Origin of the sequence: Mycolicibacterium arenosum (genome assembly GCF_024320865.1) — a bacterium.
Classification (GTDB): Bacteria; Actinomycetota; Actinomycetes; order Mycobacteriales; family Mycobacteriaceae; genus Mycobacterium; species Mycobacterium arenosum.
This window is the reverse complement of record NZ_JANDBD010000003.1, coordinates 586,926-604,097: the sequence shown is the minus strand read 5'-3', so window position 1 is coordinate 604,097 and position 17,172 is coordinate 586,926. Positions and strand designations below refer to the sequence as shown.

The following is a 17,172-nucleotide window of genomic DNA, read 5'->3' as shown; positions in this document are numbered from 1 at the left end:
GGCTACTCGCTGTGTGCTCATTCGGAAGCTCCTGCGGTGATGACCTCGACGCCTGCGGAGGTCAGTTGACGGCGGTCGTCGTCGTCGATCTCGGCATCGGTGATCAGGGTGTCGACGTCCTCTATGGGCGCGAAGCTGACGAGATCCTCGCGGCCGACCTTGGTGGAGTCGGCGGCGACGACGACGTAGTTGGCGCACTGGACCATGGCGCGCTTCACGGCGGCCTCCTCACTGTCGGGAGTGGAGAGGCCGTGGCGCACGCTGATGCCGTTGGTGCCGACGAAGGCGATGTCGACGCGCAGCGAGTCGAGCACCCGCAGTGCCTGCTCGCCCACCGCGGCCTGGGTCAGTCCGCGCACTCGACCGCCGAGCAGTTGCAGCGTCACCGAGCTCACGCCGGCCAACCGCGCGGCGATCGGGACGGAGTTGGTGACGACGACGAGTTCGCGGTCGGTGGGGAGGATCGAGGCGATACGGGCGGTGGTGGTGCCCGCGTCCAGCAGCATCGAGGCGCCGCTGAGGGGGAAGAACTCGGCGGCGGCCGCGGCGATGGCGTCCTTGTAGTCGGCCCTGGTCTCCTCGCGCTCGCCGACACCCGGTTCGACCAGGTGCAGGGCGCGGGCGGGAACGGCGCCGCCGTGCACGCGCCGCACGACGCCCGCCCGGTCGAGGGCGGCCAGGTCGCGCCGCACGGTTTCGGTCGTGACGTCGTACGTTTTGGCGAGGTCGGCCACCGATGCCCGTCCCTTGTTGATGACGTGCGCGGCGATGGCCTGTTGGCGCTCTTCGGCGTACATGCCCCTCCGTCCCTGTGGGAAATGCCCGGATTGAATGTTGATATATGTTGTTTTACTCCCGACCGTGTTGACTTGTCAATCATTTCTTGTAATCTGGTTCACATGAGTTCGTCGACTACGACTACGTCACCCTCCACCGCCGGCACCCTCGCCGCCGGAACCGTCCTGCAGGGCGTTCCCGCCGTCGCGGGTGTGCAGTACGCACCGGTGATCAGGCCCGGCAGCCGCCCGCGACTGGACGCCGACGCCCCGGCTCCGGACGTCGCAGAGGCGGATCGGCCCGCCGAGGCCGCCAGGTTCACCGCCGCCGCCGGTGCGGTGGCCGCGCGGCTCCGAGACCGCGCCGCCCTCGCGACCGGGGCCGCCTCGGAGGTGCTTGCGGCTACCGCGACGCTGGCTCAGGACCGGGCGTGGATCGGTGCCGCGGAGAAGCGGATCGGGGGAGGCGCACCCGCCGTCACCGCCGTGATCGGGGCGGTCGATCAGTTCGTCACGATGTTCACCCAGCTCGGCGGCTTGATGGCCGAGCGCGTGACCGACCTGCGCGACATCCGCGACCGCGTCATCGCCGAGCTCACCGGACTGCCCGAACCCGGCGTGCCGGTGCCGGACGTTCCGTCGATCCTGTGCGCCGAGGACCTCGCGCCCGTCGACACCGCGGGGCTGGACGCGTCACTGGTCGTCGCGCTCGCGACCACCCTCGGCGGGCCCACCAGCCACACCGCGATCATCGCCAGGCAGCTGGGGATCCCGTGCGTCGTGGCCGTCGACGGTCTCGACGCGGTGCCCGTGGGCACGATGGTCGCCGTCGACGGGACACTGGGCACCGTGACCGTGTCGCCCGATCCACAGACCGCCGCCGCGGCCGTCGCGGGTTCGCAGCGCGACGCCGATCTCGCGAACCAGTGGACGGGCCCCGGCGCGACGGCGGACGGCCAGGTCGTCGCGATTCTGGCCAACGTCCAGGACGGCGCCGCCGCGCGCGCAGCGGCCGAGACGCCCGCCGAGGGCGTCGGCCTGTTCCGCACCGAACTCTGCTTCCTGAACCGCGACACCGAGCCGACGGTCGACGAGCAGGCGGCCATCTACGCCGAGGTCCTGAACGCCTTCCCCGGCCGCAAGGTCGTGGTGCGCACGCTCGACGCCGGGTCGGACAAGCCGCTGAAGTTCGCAGGCCACCCCGACGAGGCGAACCCGGCGCTCGGGGTGCGCGGTATCCGCATCGCGGACGGCAACCTCGGCATTCTGACGCGGCAGCTCGAGGCGATCGCGCAGGCCGCCGAGGCCACCGGCACGTCGCCGTGGGTGATGGCGCCCATGATCGCGACGCCCGCCGAGGCCGCGCACTTCGCCGGCCACGTGCGCGCCGTCGGCCTGACGCCCGGCGTGATGATCGAGGTGCCCGCCGCGGCGTTGCTCGCCGATCGCATCCTCGACCACGTCGACTTCCTGTCCATCGGTACCAACGACCTCACGCAGTACACGATGGCCGCGGATCGCATGTCCGCCGAACTCGCCACGCTGACCGATCCGTGGCAGCCCGCGGTGCTCTCGCTGGTGGCGACCGCTGCCAAAGCGGGCGCGGCCGTCGGCAAGCCGGTCGGCGTCTGCGGCGAGGCCGCCGCGGACCCGGTGCTGGCGTGCGTGCTCGTCGGCCTCGGGGTGTCGTCGCTGTCCGCGGCGGCCGCGGCCGTCGCCGCGGTGGGCGCGAGGCTCGGCCGCGTGACGCTGGAGCAGTGCCGCGCCGCCGCCGAGGCCGCGCTGACGACGGCGAGCGCGGCCGACGCCCGCGCCGCCGCGATGACCGCCCTGGAATAATCGGACCGCAGTCCGGTTATACGCGGTAGTTCCGACCGAGGAGTTACCGATGCCAGCCATCACCGCAGACACGTTCACCCTTCCCCGTATCGCCGACCCGACGGTGACCGAACGTGACCGCCCGGTCCGTTCCATCACCACCGGCCCGCGCGGCTACGAGGGCGAGGGCTTCCCCGTCGTGCGCGCCTTCGCCGGCGTCCGCGCGGCCGACCTCGACCCGTTCATCCACATGGATCAGATGGGCGAGATCGAATACCAGCCCGGTCAACCGCGCGGGACCGACTGGCACCCGCACCGCGGCTTCGAAACCGTCACCTACATGATCGACGGCCGCTTCGCCCATCAGGATTCGCACGGCGGCGGTGGCCTCATCACCGACGGCGCGACCCAGTGGATGACGGCGGGTGCGGGCATCCTGCACATCGAGACGCCGCCTGCCGAACTCGTCGAGAGCGGCGGCACTTTTCACGGCATCCAGCTGTGGGTGAACCTGCCGCGCAAGGACAAGTTCGCGACGCCGAAGTACCAGGCGATCGAGGGCGGCGACGCCGCGCTGCTCGCCTCGGGTGACGGCGGCACGCTGGTCCGCGTCATCGCCGGTGACGTCGACGGGCATCGCGGCCCGAGTGGCACGCACACCCCGATCACATTCGTGCACAGCACGATTCAGCCGGGTGCGACGCTGAGCCTGCCGTGGAATCCGGACTTCAACGCGCTGGTTTACGTGCTGTCCGGCCGCGGCACCGTCGGGCCCGAGGGCAACCCGATCGAGCAGGGTCAGCTGTCCGTGTTCGGCAAGGGCGATCGCATCACGGTCGCGGCGGCTGGCCGGCAGGATTCGAACCGGCCGGCGCTCGAGGTGCTGGTGCTGGGTGGGCAGCCGATCCGCGAGCCGGTGTTCCACTACGGGCCGTTCGTCATGAACTCCAAGATCGAGCTGATCGAGGCGATGGAGGACTACCAGGCGGGCAGGTTCGGCACCATTCCGCCGAACGCTCTGATGCCGCACACCTCCCGCTAAATCTGCAAAGCGACAACGGGTTCGGGGTAGAGCAGCTCCAGCTCGCCGATGTTGGCGGCGACGGTCAGCAGCGGTAACGCGGCCGACACGGACAGCTCGCTGCCGTCGGACTCGGCCCGCAGCGCGAGCACGAAGTCGTCGCTGATGGGTCCGATTTCGTGCTCGGGCGCGCTGCCCCGAACCCGGTCGCATACCGCAGCGGTGTGCGTCTCGAGCACGCGGCGCACCCGCGGGTACGCGGCCAGCGGCGGCGGCGTGACGTCGGCGATCAACTCGGCGGCGTTGCGCAACCGCACGGCCCGGTTCGATGCGCGAATCACCGGTGCGCGCAGATCGGTCGGTCCGCTGCTCTCCGAAAGGTATTGCCGGACGGCGTCATCCAGGGTGCGCGACGCGGTGAGCGCGTCGTGGCCGAGAGCCGTGACCCGGTCATTGGCCTCCTCGTAGGCGCCGCGCGTCACGCGTCTCACGGTGGCGGTCAGGTAGTCGCTGCCCACGGCGTAGGCCGCATCGACGATCCTGGCCACCCGCGAAGTGGCGCCGCGCGGCCACAGCAGTGTGGACACCACGACTCCGACCAGTGCGCCGACGACGACGTCCTCGATCCGGATCAGGCCGACGCTCCAGCCCGTCGGCACGATCAGGTTGAAGATGATCAGCACCATCATGGTGAACATCGCCTGTCCTGCAACAAAACTCGCGACCTCGGGGACGTAAGCCGATCCGAACGCGACGATGGGCAGCAGCACCCACATCACCGGCGGATCGACACCGAGAAGTTCGATCAGCACCACGCCGAGCAGGAAGCCGAGCGTGGTCCCCGCGACGGCGCGCACGACGCGCGTTCCGGTGGTGAGCGCGCTGCTGCGCAGCACCGACATCGCCCCCAGCACCACCCAGAACCCGTGCTGCACCGGGAACACGTGCGTCACCGCCACCGCGAGCGCCAGCCCGAGTCCGGTGCGCACGCTGTTGCGGACGACGACGGCCCGCGTCTCGATGAAGCCCGCCGTCAGGTGGGCGATCGCCTCGGACTCCGACAGCACCCGGTCGGCGGCCCCCGCTTCGGGTAGCCGCCTGCCCAGCACGCGCGCCCACACCGGCCGCGCGTCGGCGGCCGCGGCGAGGCCGATGACGCGACCCGTCGCGGCGACACACGCCGAGATCGTCCGCAGGCTCAGCAACCGCCTGCCCGATCCGATCGCGGAGGCGTCGCTGGGTTCACCGAGGATCACCGAGAGGTCGTCGCGGTAGCGGTTCTGGGCGATGACGCGCTGCTCGGCCAGCGCGGCGGACAGTTCGGCCTGATAGCGCGCCCGGTCCTCGCCGCGCGGGGTGCGTAGGACGCCCGCGCTCGCCCGCAGCACGCGGACCAGCGGGATCCGCATCTCGAAGAGGTCGGCGCCGGTGGTCTCGGTGACGCGGTCACTGAGCCACTGCAGGTCGTCGACCACGCGCACCAGGGCGCGGCTTCCCGCAGTCAGCCCGACGGGCCGGTAGTCGGCGCCGAGGAAGTTGTCCTTCAGCGCGGTCATCGCGGCGGTCACGTCCTCGCCGGTCGCGCTGTTCTCGAGCCGGTCGGCCAGCGTGCGGCAGGCGGCGGCGGCGTGCCTGCGCAGATCGTCGTGGTGGCGCGGCGGGAACAGGAACATCGCCGCGGGCAGCGCGAGCGCCAGCGCGATCGTCCAGCCGAGCAGCCGCTCCGGGATCGGCCCGACCGGCGTGCAGGCGGGCAGCACGAACGTCAGCAGCGTCGAGCGCTGCCCGGCGGCGACGATCTCGCTGAGCACGCCGGAGAACGTCACCGCCACGGCGAGCGTGAACATCGTGGCGACCGCCAGCCACGGGTGCGGCGCCACCAGCGTCCCGACGGTGATCAGGACGAAACCGTTGAGTCCCAGCCCGCAGTAGGCCAGCGCGCGTGCCGGGCGGTTACCCGGGAAGTCGGCGATGACCACCAGCGCCACCGATCCGAAGATGGCGAACAGCGGCGTCTGCGAGCCGCCGACCGCGAACCCGACGACAGCAGCCAGTGGCAGCACGATGCCCGCGCGGAGCGCACGGCGGAAGGCGTCGTTCTCGGGATCGCGTTCGCGGATCCGCTGTACCGCTCTACGCCACAGGTCAGCGGGCGTCGGCATCAGTCGGCGTCGGGGGCGGTGCCGAACCGGCCCGAGTCCAACGCGTCGAGCAGCTGGTCGGCGATCCAGCGCAGATCCTCGGGGGTACACCGGACGAGCGCCTGCTCGTAGCCGACCAGCAGGTACAGCCCCCACGACGCGAACAGCCCAGCCTGGCGCTCGTTCCCGAGGATCTCCAGCGCGGAGTCGTGCAGGACGTCGAAGCGCTGCTGGTCCACGTCGAGTTGCACCGTGTGGACGTCGCGGTCGATGGAACTCCAGACGCGGATGGCGGACTCGGCGCCGTGCGGCAGGCCCAGGGCCTCGTTGATGAGGGCGCCGATGCGGGTTCGGGGGTTGGGCTCGCGCGCGAGCGTCTCGATGACGCCGACCGTGCGGACCTGCTCCCAGTGCGCAACGAGATCGCGGGTGTAGGCCGACCAGTTCGCGAAGTAATGATAGAAGGAGCCGGTCGTGACGCCGAGACGGTTGCACACCTCGGCGAGCTTGAGCCCGCCGTATCCCAGGTCGGACAGCACGTCGAGGCCGGTTTCGAAGTACGCCTCCCGCGATACCACGCTGGCCATGGGTGCAAACCCTAGTTGTCGCGCCTACCCCCTCACCTACGGATTCCGTCACGCAAGCGTCAGAGATGGTCGGCCGAAACGCGTGAAGTGCGGCGACTTACGTCCCTGTCGGTTTGCTGGAAGGAAAAGATTGACGTTTCCGCAACTGATTCGTAGCGGAATATCGCATGTCTTATGGCACAATTTGACCGTGCCGTATACCGCAACCAGGGGTCCTGGACGTCCGCCCGCAGCGAAGGCGGCTGAGACCCGTGAGCGCATCGTGCGGGCCGCTCGCGAAGTGTTTAGCGAACTCGGCTATGACGCAGCGACTTTCCAGGCGATAGCTGTTCGCGCCGATCTCACCCGTCCGGCGATTAACCACTACTTCGCAAGCAAGCGTGTTCTCTACCGCGACGTCGTCGAGAAGACGAACGAGATGGTGGTTGCCGCGGGCATGGAGAAGGCGCAGGGGCAAACCGCACTTCTGAAGCGTCTCTCGGCGTTCTTCTCGGCGGCGATGCAGGCCGATTCCCGTGATCGCTCGGCGGCGGCCTTCCTGGTCACGTCCGTGCTGGAGTCCCAGCGCCACCCGGAGCTGAGCCGGGACGAGCACAACTCGCTCAAGACGTCGCGCGCCTTCGTCACCTGGGCTGTCACCGACGCGATCGAACGCGGCGAGCTGACGACCGACACCGACGTGCCGACTCTCGTCGAGATGCTGGTGGCGGTCATGTGGGGGATGGGCTTCTACGCGGGTTACGTCGGCGGGCACGACGAACTCGGCACGATCGTCGACACCCTCGAGCGACTTTTGGCGAACAAGCTCTGGACCCTGCGCGACTGATTCGGTCCGCACCGCAGGTCGCTCGCGGGCAGCGGATAGCTTGCCTAACTTCATTTCGGTAGCATCGCGAAAGACTTGCGGCGGATTTGCTGCAAGCGCGAATCGACTGGAGTACCGATGAGCTCTCTGCGTTCCCACGACGACACCTGGGACATTGCGACGAGCGTCGGGATGACCGCCGTCATGGTCGCGGCGGCACGGGCCGCGGAGACCGACCGCGACTTCCCGCTCATCTCGGATCCGCACGCGAAGCTCCTGGTGGCCGGCGCGGGTACGGGCGCCTGGGAGTACATGCTCGACCCGGCTTTCGTGGCGCGGGTGTCCGAAGAGGACCCCGAGGTCGGCGCCGTCTTCGTTCACATGGCGAACTACCAGGCGGTGCGCACCCACTTCTTCGACGGCTTCTTCACGACGGCGACCGCGGCGGGCATCCAGCAGGTCGTCATCCTCGCCTCGGGACTGGATTCGCGGGCCTACCGGCTGGACTGGCCCGCGGGCACCGTCGTCTACGAGATCGATCAGCCCAAGGTGCTCGAGTACAAGTCGGCGACGCTGGCCGAGCACGGCGTGATACCCAGCACCGAACGCAGGCAGGTGGCCGTCGACCTGCGGCACGACTGGCCGGCTGCCCTTCTGGACGCCGGCTTCGATCCGGAGAAACCGACGGCGTGGCTGGCCGAGGGACTGCTGATGTACCTCCCCAGCGAGGCACAGGATCTGCTGTTCGAGCGGATCACCGAGCTCAGCGCCGCAAGCAGCCGCATCGCCGTCGAAACCGTCGGGGTGCAGGCCGCCGACCGCCGCGAGCGGATGCGCGAGCGGTTCGCGCAGCTGTCGGAGAAGTTCGACATAGAACAGACGATCGACATCGCCGAGCTGATGTACAACGACGCCGACCGCGCCGATGTCACCGAGTGGCTGAACGCTCACGGCTGGGCGGCGTCGGCGGTGACCTCGCAGGAGGAGATGACCAGGCTCGACCGCTGGGTGTTGCCCGCCGAAACCGACGGCCAGCCGATCGACGAGCGCGCGTTCTCCGAGTTCGTGACCGCGCAACGGGGCTAGCACGCTCTGTTCCCCAACCAGCTGGTTGGTTAGGATCGGCTGCTATGACGACCGTCGCGCCTGCGAGCACCGATACCTCCGACATCCCCAGCGTCGTCGCGAAGCTGCGAAAGACGTTCGCGACGGGGCGCACCCGCGACGTGGCCTGGCGTAAGCGCCAGCTCGAGGCGCTGGAGAAGCTGGTCACCGAGAACGAGGGCGCCATCGCCGAGGCGCTCGAGAAGGATCTTGGCCGCAAGCCGTTCGAAGCCTGGTTGGCGGATATCGCCAGCACGGCGAGCGAAGCCGCCGACGCCGCCAAGAACGTCGGCAAGTGGACCAAGCGCAAGCACCGGCTGCTGGAGAAGGCGCAGCTGCCCGGCCGCGCGTGGATCGAGTACGAGCCGTTCGGTGTGGTGCTGGTGATCGGCGCCTGGAACTTCCCCTTCGCCCTGACCCTCGGCCCGGCCGTCGGGGCGCTCGCCGCGGGTAACGCCGTGGTGCTCAAGCCGTCCGAGGTGTCGCCGGCGTCGTCGGCGCTGATGGCCGAGTTGGTGCCCAAGTACCTCGACACCGACGCCGTCGCCGTCATCGAGGGCGACGGAGCGGTCAGCCAGGAGCTCATCGCGCAGGGCTTCGACAAGCTCTGCTTCACCGGCGGCACCGAGATCGGCCGCAAGGTCTACCAGGCCGCCGCCGAGCACCTCACGCCCGTCACGCTCGAACTGGGCGGCAAGAGCCCGGTCATCGTGGCGGCCGACGCCGACATCGCCGTCGCCGCCAAGCGGATCGCATGGACCAAGCTGATCAACTCCGGCCAGATCTGCATCGCGCCGGACTACCTGCTGGTCGACGCATCCGTTCGCGACGAACTCGTCGCGAAGATCGGTGAGACCATCGCCAAGTTCGAGGCCGGGTCCAGCGGCAAGAAGATCGTCAACGAGCGGCACTTCGGCAGGCTCACCGCGGCGCTGGCCGCCACCAAGGGTGACGTCGCGGTCGGTGGCGGTTCCAACGCCGCGAACATCGAGATCGAGCCGACGGTCGTCGTCGATCCCGCGCTGGACGAACCGCTGATGACCGACGAGATCTTCGGCCCCATCCTGCCGATCGTGACCGTGAAGAACCTCGATGAGGCAATCGATTTCGTGAACTCGCGGCCCAAGCCCCTGGCGGCCTACCTCTTCACGAAGAGCAAGGCCACTCGTGAGCGCGTCATCAAGGAGGTGACCGCGGGCGGCATGCTGGTCAACCACCTGCTGTTCCAGTTCTCGACCACCAAGCTGCCGTTCGGCGGCGTCGGTCCGTCGGGGATGGGCTCGTATCACGGCCGGTTCGGCTTCGAGGAGTTCAGCCACCGCAAGTCCGTGCTGACCAAGCCGACCCGACCCGACTTAACGACCATGATCTACCCGCCGTATACAGATAAGGCGTGGAAGCTGGCGCGCAAGCTCTTCTGAGTTCGGGCGCCACCCCTCGTCAGTTGTTTCAGCGTCGAACGAGAGATTAGGAAGTTCATGCCCGGAGTACAGGATCGCGTCGTCGTCGTCACGGGAGCAGGCGGAGGGCTGGGCCGCGAGTACGCCCTGACGCTCGCCAAGGAGGGCGCGAGCGTCGTCGTCAACGACCTCGGCGGCTCGCGCGACGGATCGGGTGCCGGCCACAACATGGCCGACCAGGTCGTCGACGAGATCAAGGCGGCCGGTGGCCGCGCGGTCGCCAACTACGACAGCGTCGCCGAACCCGAGGGCGCGGAGAACATCATCAAGACCGCTCTCGACGAGTTCGGCAAGGTCGACGGCGTCGTCAGCAACGCGGGCATCCTTCGCGACGGCACGTTCCACAAGATGACGTACGAGAACTGGGACGCCGTCCTCAAGGTGCATCTCTACGGCGGCTACAACGTGATCCGCGCGGCGTGGCCGCACTTCCGCGAGCAGAGCTTCGGCCGCGTCGTCGTCGCGACCTCGACCAGCGGCCTGTTCGGCAACTTCGGCCAGGCCAACTACGGCGCCGCGAAGCTCGGGCTCGTCGGCCTGATCAACACGCTGGCCCAGGAGGGCGCGAAGTACAACATCAAGGCCAACGCGATCGCACCCATCGCCGCGACCCGCATGACCGAGGACATTCTTCCGGCCGAGGTGCTCAAGAACCTCACCCCGGAGTTCGTCGCTCCCGTGGTGGCCTACCTGTGCACCGAGGAGGTGCCCGACACCGATGCGATCTTCATCGTCGGCGGCGGAAAGGTGCAGCGCACCGCGCTCTTCCAGAACGAGGGCCTGACCTTCACCGCGCCGCCGTCGGTCGACGACATCGCCGAGAAGTGGGCCGAGATCACCGATCTGTCCGCCGCGAAGCAGGCCGCGTTCAACCTGCGATGAGCGCTCGCGCGAAGAGCCATTGGCTGCGCTGATGAAGGCGATTGTCGCGCAGTCGCTTTCGGGCCCGGATGGACTGGCCTACACCGACGTCGACGAACCCGTTGCCGGCGACGGCATGGTGGTCGTCGACGTCGGTGCGGCCGGTGTCTGCTTTCCCGACCTGCTGCTGATCCGGGGCGAGTACCAGCTCAAGCTGGACCCGCCCTTCGTACCGGGCACCGAGGTGGCCGGCGTCGTGCGGTCCGCCCCGGAAGGCTCGGGACTGACTGTCGGGCAACGGGTTTCGTCGGTGTCGATGCTGGGCGGCTGGGCTGAGCGGGTCGCGGTGCCCGTGACGAGCGTCGTGCCCACGCCGGCCGGTGTCGACGATGCGGCGGCCGTGGCGCTGCTGGGCAACTACTACACGATGTACTTCGGGCTGGAGCGCCGCGGCGGGCTTCGCAGCGGCGAGACGGTGCTGGTGCTCGGGTCGGCGGGTGGTGTCGGCACCGCCGCGATCCAGATCGCGAAAGCCATGGGTGCGCACGTGATCGCCATGGTGCACCGGGAGGGCGCCGAGGACTTCGTGAGGTCCCTCGGTGCGGACGTCGTGCTGCCGCTGAGTGACGGCTGGGCACAGGCGGTGCGCGACCACACCGACGGCCGCGGCGTCGACCTGGTGGTCGATCCGATCGGCGGGCCCGCCTTCGATGACGCGATCCGGGTGCTCGCCACCGAGGGCCGGTTGCTGGTGCTGGGCTTCGCGTCCGGTGGTGGCATTCCCACCGTTAAGGTGAATCGGCTGCTGCTCCGCAACGTCAGCGTGGTCGGCGTCGGTCTCGGCGAGTTCATCAACCGCACACCGGGATCGCAGGCCGAGATCGCCGCGGGTGTCGCGAAATTGGTGGAGGAGGGCCTACGTCCACCACCGCCGGTGCGGTACCCGCTCTCCGACGGCCGGGCGGCGCTGCAGCTGCTGGCTGACGGGGGAGTGAAGGGGAAGCTGGTGCTGGAGCCGGGCCGATGAGCGCTTGCGCGAAGAGCCTCCGGTAATGGCATTGCGCGCGTTGGCCTTCGATGTCTTCGGCACCGTGGTGGACTGGCGGAGCAGCATCATCGGCGAGCTCGAGATGTTCGGCGAGAGGCACGGCCTGGCCGAGGACTGGCCGGCCTTCGCCGACGCCTGGCGGGCCGGTTACCCGGCGGCCATGGACCGGGTGCGCACCGGCGAGCTGCCGTGGCTGAAGATCGACGACCTGCACCGGCTGATCCTGGACGAACTCCTCGACCGCGCGGGCATCGTCGTGCCGGATGACGATGTCGCCGAGTTGAATCGCGCATGGCACCGGCTGGACCCGTGGCCGGAAGCGGTCGAGGGGCTGACGCTGCTGAAGCGCTCCTTCACGATCACCACGCTCTCGAACGGCAACGTGTCACTGCTGACCAACATGGCCAAGCGGGCGGGGCTGCCGTGGGACTGCGTGATCTCCGCCGAGCTGTTCCGGCACTACAAGCCCGATCGCGAGGCGTACCTAGGGTGTGCGGAGTTGCTCGACGTGGCGCCCGGAGAACTCGCCCTGGTGGCTGCGCATCCCAGTGATCTGCGCGCCGCGCGGGACGCGGGCCTGATGACCGCCTACGTGGCCCGGCCGCTGGAGCGCGGCCCCGGCCGCAGGCCACCCCGCGTCGAGGACGGCGAGTTCGATTACACCGCTGACGACTTCGTCGACCTCGCGCGCACGCTGGCCAGCCGCATAGGCTGAACCTGTGGACACCCTGGGACTGGTACTGGTCGGCGTCGCGATCTTCGTCGGCTTGCTCGGCATCCTGCTGCCGCTGCTACCCGGAACGCTGCTGGTGTTCGCCGCCATCCTGGTCTGGGCGCTGGTCGAGCGGACCACGATCGGGTGGGTGACGCTCGGCGTCGTCACGGTTCTGCTCGGAGCGGCGCTGCTGATCAAGTACCTGTGGCCGGCCAAGCGGATGAAGACCGCCGAGGTCGGCACGTGGAGTCTGCTCGCCGGCGGCGTACTCGGCATCGTCGGCTTCTTCGTGATCCCCGTGGTGGGACTGATCATCGGGTTCGTGCTGGGCGTCTACCTCGCCGAGTTGGGAGTGCGGAAGGACCAGCGGCTGGCGTGGACGTCGACCAAGCACGCGATGAAGGGCGTCGCGCTGTCGATCCTGGTCGAACTCGCGGGTGCGCTGCTCGCGGCCGGGGTGTGGCTGGGCGCGGTGCTGGTCTTCTAACGGAGTGTCCTACCCGCAATCTATAGTCGAACATGTGTTCGAAGACTTGAGTGCGGCGGCGTTGGTGGACGTGATCACCGCGCGTGCTCGGTCCAGTGCGGCTGCGGATGCGGAGAAGTACGCGGCGATCGCGGAGTTGGCGCGGCGCCGGCTGCGCGACGGCGTGGAGCTGGAGGACGCTGCCGCCGATGCCGTCGACGGGGCGGCCGCGGAGATCTCGGCCGCGTTGAACATCGGGCACGGCCGCGCGCTCGGGGAGATCGAGATCGCGACCATGTTGCGCGACGGGTTCCCGCGCGTGGCGGAGTTGTTCCACGGGGGTCTGGTCACCGGTCGCCGGGTCTGGATCCTGGCCAAGCGCACCGATCTCGTCGTCGATCCGGACGTGATGGCGCAGTTGGATCGGGTGCTGGCCGACCGCATCCTCGGGTGGGGTCCGGTCTCGGAGTGGAAGTTCGAGCAGCTCGTCGACGCCGAGATCGCCCGCATCGATCCCGCCGCGGTGCACCGGGTCCGCGAGCAGGTCCGCGACCGCGACTTCGTCGTCGGCCGCCACGACGGGTCGGGCACCGTGGCCTACTGGGGTCGGATGGCCGGCCCCGACGCCGCGATCGCCGTCACCCAGATCCGGCGGATGGCGCGCAGCGTGTGCCCCGACGACCCCCGCACCCTCAAACAGCGCCGTGGTGACGCGCACGCCGCGCTGATGGCCGGATCCACCGTCCTGGCGTGTCGATGCGAGAACCCGGACTGCGCCGCCGCCGAGGGGGACGACGCCGCGGCCGGCAGTGTGAGCATCCACGTCATCACCGACCGGGCCACCCTCGACACCGCCCTCGCCGGTAGTGCCAGTGGCGCGGCCGAGTCCGATCTGCACGGCCCCCGCACCGTGGAGGGCGAACTCGACGAGATGATCGACGAGGTCGAGGAGGACGCCCAGCACGACGCCGACACCCGCCCCGACGACCACGTCGAGGAACCACCCGTCCCCGACGACGGGCCCGAGTCACGGCCCTTGGCGATCATCCCCGGCCACGGCGTCGTCCCCCCGCCCCTGCTGGCCGACCTCATCGCCCGCGGCAGCAGAGCCCGAGCGATCCGAATCCCGAAAGCCGACCCCGACACCGGCTACCGTCCCTCGGCGGCCACCGATCACTTCGTTCGCCTGCGCGACCTCACCTGCCGGGCACCGGGCTGCGATCGGCTCGCCGAGTTCACCGACATCGACCACACCGTGCCGTATCCGGCCGGGCCGACGCATGCCGGTGGTCTCAAGTGCGATTGCCGAAAGCATCATCTGATCAAGACGTTCCACGCCGGCTGGTCCGAGGAACAGTTGCCCGACGGGACGGTCATCACCACCACGCCCACCGGGCACACCTACACCACCAAGCCCGGCATCACGCTGCTGTTCCCCGGCGCCGACGTCACCACCCCCGCACCCCGACCCACCCGGCCACCGCCGCCCAGCCCGTACCGCTCGATGATGATGCCCCGCCGAAAACGCACCCGCGCTCAAGCCAGAGCGGATCGCATCAAAGCCGAACGCGCACAGAACATGCGCGACGAGGAACCCCCACCGTTCTGAGTCGACACCTGCATCCGGGTCTGCGCTGCCCGGTGTCGCGGCGGCCACGCTGCGATACTAGGAGTCCGCGCGTTGCCCACCTCGAGGAGCCTCCCATGTCCGAAACGAAGGTCACGGTCATCTACGACAACCCGGTGGATCCGGAGGCCTTCGAAGCGGCTTACGAGGCAGAACAATTGGAGGCCGCGCGAGCGATCCCCGGACACACCCGGTTCGAGACCTCCAAGGTGTGGCCGAAGGAGGACGGGTCACCGACGCCGGCCTACCGGATGATCGACCTGTACTACCCCGACTACGACGCCGCATGCCTCGCCGTGACGACGCCGGAGGCGGGCGTGTTCTTCGAGGCGCTGGGGCGGTTGTCCACCGGTGGGGTCCGCATCCTCATGTCCGACGTAGAGGTCCCGCAGGGCTGAGACCGTGTGGATCGGCTGGCTCGAATTCGACCTACTGCTCGGCGATGTGCATTCGCTCAAGGAGAAGCGGTCGGTGATCCGTCCGGTGCTGGCGGAACTGCGGCGTAAGTTCACGATCTCGGCAGCGGAGACCGGCGCGTTGGATCTGCACCGCCGGGCGGGCATTGGGATCGCCGTGGTGGCCGCCGACCGGGCGCACGTCGTCGACGTCCTCGATGCGGCCGAGCGACTGGTGGCCGCACGCCCCGAGTTCGAGCTGCTGTCAGCCAAGCGGCGACTGCGCCACAGTGACGACGATTAGCCGATCAGGGTGGCGCGCAGCCGATCCACGTCCGCCGTGGTGACGCCGAGGGCCTCGAGATAGCCGGGCACCGAACCGAACTGGTCCTCGACGACCGACAGCGCGGTGTGCAGGTACACGTCGCGCACGCCGAGTACCTCCTCGGTGAGCCGCGCTTCGGCGAACGTGACGATCTCGTCGGTGGTCTCCTCGGTCCGGTTCCGGATCGACTCGAGGATGCTGTCCCGCAGCCGAGGCACCGCCTGGTTGCTGCGCAGGAAGTCGGTCAGGATCGCGTCGCGGTTGATGCCGACGGCCTCGAGCACGATCGCGACCGTGAAGCCGGTCCGGTCCTTGCCCGCGAAGCAGTGCGTGATCACGGGCTTGCCGTCGGCGAGTAGCGAAATCACTTCGCGCACAGCGGTTTGCGCACCCGCGAGGGTGGGGAAGTTCCGGTACTCCTCAGTCATGAACCGGCCGGCGGCGACGGCTGTGTCTTCGGGGTCCTCCCGCCCCTGATTCTCCTCCATCAACTTCTGGAAGCTGCTCTCGTGCGGCGCCTCCGCGCCCGGCTTCGACAGCTCGTGAAACGGCAGCCGGTGGATCGCCACCCCGTCGGGCACCTGGCCCGCGCCACGCCGTTCAACCTCGCGGTCGGACCGCAGATCCGCCACCTGGGTGATGCCGAAGCCGAGAAGCGCTGCCCGCCCGGCGTCGTCGAGCCCGCTCAGCTCACTCGATCGGAAGAACCGGCCCGGCCGGATGCCGGTCTCCTCGGCGACGTCACGGAAGTTCCACGCCCCTGACAGGGCGTCAGGGTTCGACGTCACCTGCCGGTGACCGCCGCGGCGAGGACCGACTTCTCCCGGCCCAGTTCGGCCCGCGCGATGCTGCGGATGTGCACCTCGTCGGGCCCGTCGAACAACCGCATGGCGCGGTGCCAGCCGTAAAGCCGGGCCAGCACGGTGTCGTCGCTGACACCCGCGGCGCCGTGCACCTGAATGGCGCGGTCGAGCACGTTGCACGCCATCTGCGGGGCGACCGCCTTGATCATCGCCACCTCGTTGCGCGCTTCCTTGTTGCCCTTCTCGTCGATCACCCACGCCGCCTTGTGACACAGCAGCCGCGCCTGGTCGATCTCGTTGCGCGACAACGCCACCTGCTGCTGCACCACGCCCTGCTCGGCCAGTGGCTTACCGAACGCGATGCGGCTGTTCACCCGATCCACCATCAACGCCAGCGCCCGCTCGGCCACGCCGATCGCTCGCATGCAGTGGTGAATGCGGCCCGGCCCCAGCCGCGCCTGCGCGATCGCGAAACCGCTGCCCTCCTCGTGCAGCAGGTTCGTCGCGGGCACCCGGACGTTGTCGAAGGAGATCTCGCAGTGCCCGTGCTGATCCTGCCAACCGAACACAGGCAGCGACCGCTCGATGCTCACCCCCGGCGTATCGGTGGGCACCAGGATCATCGACTGCTGCTGGTGACTGGCCGCATCCGGGTTGGTGCGGCCCATCACGATCAGGATCTTGCAGCGCGGGTCGGCGGCACCGGAGATCCACCACTTGCGGCCGTTGATGACGTAGTCACCGCCGTCGCGCAGCATCGTCGTCTGGATGTTGCGCGCATCGGAGGAGGCCACCGCGGGCTCGGTCATCGCGAACGCCGACCGGATCTCGCCGTTCAACAGCGGTTCGAGCCACTGCTTGCTCTGCTCCTCAGTGGCGAACAGGTGCAGCGTCTCCATGTTGCCGGTGTCGGGAGCCGCGCAGTTGGTGGCCTCGGGCGCCAGCTCCATGCTCCAGCCGGTGAGCTCGGCCAACGGCGCGTACTCGAGGTTGGTCAGCCCGGACTCCGAGGGCAGGAACAGGTTCCACAGCCCCCGGTCGCGGGCCAGCTTCTTAAGCTCCTCGACCACCGGCGGAACGGTGTGGTCCTTGGGCCCCTTCTCCTCGCGATACGCGTCGTAGGCGGCCTCGGCCGGGAACACGTGCTCGACCATGAAATCGGTCAGCCGGTCGTGGTAGTCCCGGCCCTTGGCCGACATCGCGAAGTCCATGACCGTCAC

17 protein-coding genes are annotated in these 17,172 nt (G+C 69.1%); 12 read left to right on the top strand and 5 right to left on the bottom strand.

Features of this window, described 5'->3' with window-relative positions; translation table 11 throughout:
* Positions 1 to 17: 17 nt before the first annotated feature.
* Positions 18 to 797, bottom strand: a complete 780-nt coding sequence (locus NM203_RS09875; protein ID WP_255059669.1) for a DeoR/GlpR family DNA-binding transcription regulator — start codon at positions 795 to 797, stop codon at positions 18 to 20.
* Positions 798 to 899: 102 nt separating this feature from the next.
* On the opposite strand from NM203_RS09875, the gene NM203_RS09870 reads away from it, so the two are divergent.
* Together NM203_RS09870 and NM203_RS09865 are read left to right on the top strand one after the other, a co-directional pair.
* A complete protein-coding gene (locus tag NM203_RS09870) occupies positions 900 to 2,615 on the top strand; it encodes a putative PEP-binding protein (RefSeq protein ID WP_255059668.1) in 1,716 nt (571 codons plus the stop codon).
* Between the two features lie 49 nt (positions 2,616 to 2,664).
* Complete coding sequence (locus NM203_RS09865; protein WP_255059667.1) at positions 2,665 to 3,636, top strand: pirin family protein; 972 nt, start codon at positions 2,665 to 2,667, stop codon at positions 3,634 to 3,636.
* Here the strand turns inward: NM203_RS09865 and NM203_RS09860 are convergent.
* Together NM203_RS09860 and NM203_RS09855 are read right to left on the bottom strand one after the other, a co-directional pair.
* Positions 3,633 to 5,777 carry an FUSC family protein gene (locus NM203_RS09860; RefSeq protein ID WP_255059666.1) on the bottom strand — a complete coding sequence of 715 codons (2,145 nt, stop codon included), beginning with the start codon at positions 5,775 to 5,777 and terminating at the stop codon, positions 3,633 to 3,635. The genes NM203_RS09865 and NM203_RS09860 overlap by 4 nt on opposite strands.
* Complete coding sequence (locus NM203_RS09855) at positions 5,777 to 6,343, bottom strand: TetR/AcrR family transcriptional regulator (RefSeq protein WP_255059665.1); 567 nt, start codon at positions 6,341 to 6,343, stop codon at positions 5,777 to 5,779. The genes NM203_RS09860 and NM203_RS09855 overlap by 1 nt, the downstream gene beginning before the upstream one ends.
* 190 nt (positions 6,344 to 6,533) lie before the next feature.
* Here NM203_RS09855 and NM203_RS09850 point away from each other — a divergent pair, with 190 nt between their 5' ends.
* The 10 genes from NM203_RS09850 (at position 6,534) to NM203_RS09805 (ending at position 15,128) form a co-directional block, all read left to right on the top strand.
* Positions 6,534 to 7,169: a TetR/AcrR family transcriptional regulator gene (locus NM203_RS09850; RefSeq protein ID WP_255059664.1), complete on the top strand. Its 636-nt coding sequence runs from the start codon at positions 6,534 to 6,536 to the stop codon at positions 7,167 to 7,169.
* 117 nt (positions 7,170 to 7,286) lie between these two features.
* Complete coding sequence (locus tag NM203_RS09845) at positions 7,287 to 8,234, top strand: class I SAM-dependent methyltransferase (protein WP_255059663.1); 948 nt, start codon at positions 7,287 to 7,289, stop codon at positions 8,232 to 8,234.
* 44 nt (positions 8,235 to 8,278) lie between these two features.
* Entirely contained in the window at positions 8,279 to 9,673 is a 1,395-nt protein-coding gene (locus tag NM203_RS09840; protein WP_255059662.1) for an aldehyde dehydrogenase family protein, read from the top strand.
* A 57-nt stretch (positions 9,674 to 9,730) separates the two neighbouring features.
* On the top strand, positions 9,731 to 10,594 hold the full coding sequence (locus NM203_RS09835; protein ID WP_255059661.1) for an SDR family oxidoreductase: 864 nt from the start codon (positions 9,731 to 9,733) through the stop codon (positions 10,592 to 10,594).
* Positions 10,595 to 10,625: 31 nt separating this feature from the next.
* The gene (locus NM203_RS09830; protein ID WP_255059660.1) at positions 10,626 to 11,600 is read left to right on the top strand and encodes an NADPH:quinone oxidoreductase family protein; all 975 of its coding nucleotides are present in this window, start codon (positions 10,626 to 10,628) and stop codon (positions 11,598 to 11,600) included.
* 25 nt (positions 11,601 to 11,625) lie between these two features.
* Positions 11,626 to 12,336 (top strand): haloacid dehalogenase type II, encoded by a 711-nt coding sequence (locus NM203_RS09825; protein ID WP_255059659.1) that lies wholly within the window; start codon positions 11,626 to 11,628, stop codon positions 12,334 to 12,336.
* 4 nt (positions 12,337 to 12,340) lie between these two features.
* Positions 12,341 to 12,823, top strand: a complete 483-nt coding sequence (locus NM203_RS09820) for a DUF456 domain-containing protein (RefSeq protein WP_255059658.1) — start codon at positions 12,341 to 12,343, stop codon at positions 12,821 to 12,823.
* Between the two features lie 34 nt (positions 12,824 to 12,857).
* Positions 12,858 to 14,411 (top strand): HNH endonuclease signature motif containing protein, encoded by a 1,554-nt coding sequence (locus tag NM203_RS09815; RefSeq protein ID WP_255059657.1) that lies wholly within the window; start codon positions 12,858 to 12,860, stop codon positions 14,409 to 14,411.
* Positions 14,412 to 14,506: 95 nt separating this feature from the next.
* Positions 14,507 to 14,827 carry an EthD family reductase gene (locus NM203_RS09810; RefSeq protein WP_255059656.1) on the top strand — a complete coding sequence of 107 codons (321 nt, stop codon included), beginning with the start codon at positions 14,507 to 14,509 and terminating at the stop codon, positions 14,825 to 14,827.
* A 4-nt stretch (positions 14,828 to 14,831) separates the two neighbouring features.
* Complete coding sequence (locus tag NM203_RS09805; protein WP_255059655.1) at positions 14,832 to 15,128, top strand: DUF503 domain-containing protein; 297 nt, start codon at positions 14,832 to 14,834, stop codon at positions 15,126 to 15,128.
* On the opposite strand, the gene NM203_RS09800 is transcribed toward NM203_RS09805, so the two are convergent.
* Together NM203_RS09800 and NM203_RS09795 are read right to left on the bottom strand one after the other, a co-directional pair.
* On the bottom strand, positions 15,125 to 15,937 hold the full coding sequence (locus NM203_RS09800; RefSeq protein WP_255059654.1) for a tyrosine-protein phosphatase: 813 nt from the start codon (positions 15,935 to 15,937) through the stop codon (positions 15,125 to 15,127). The genes NM203_RS09805 and NM203_RS09800 overlap by 4 nt on opposite strands.
* Positions 15,934 to 17,163, bottom strand: coding sequence for an acyl-CoA dehydrogenase family protein (locus NM203_RS09795; protein WP_255059653.1), 1,230 nt, complete (start codon positions 17,161 to 17,163; stop codon positions 15,934 to 15,936). The genes NM203_RS09800 and NM203_RS09795 overlap by 4 nt, the downstream gene beginning before the upstream one ends.
* Positions 17,164 to 17,172 lie beyond the last annotated feature (9 nt).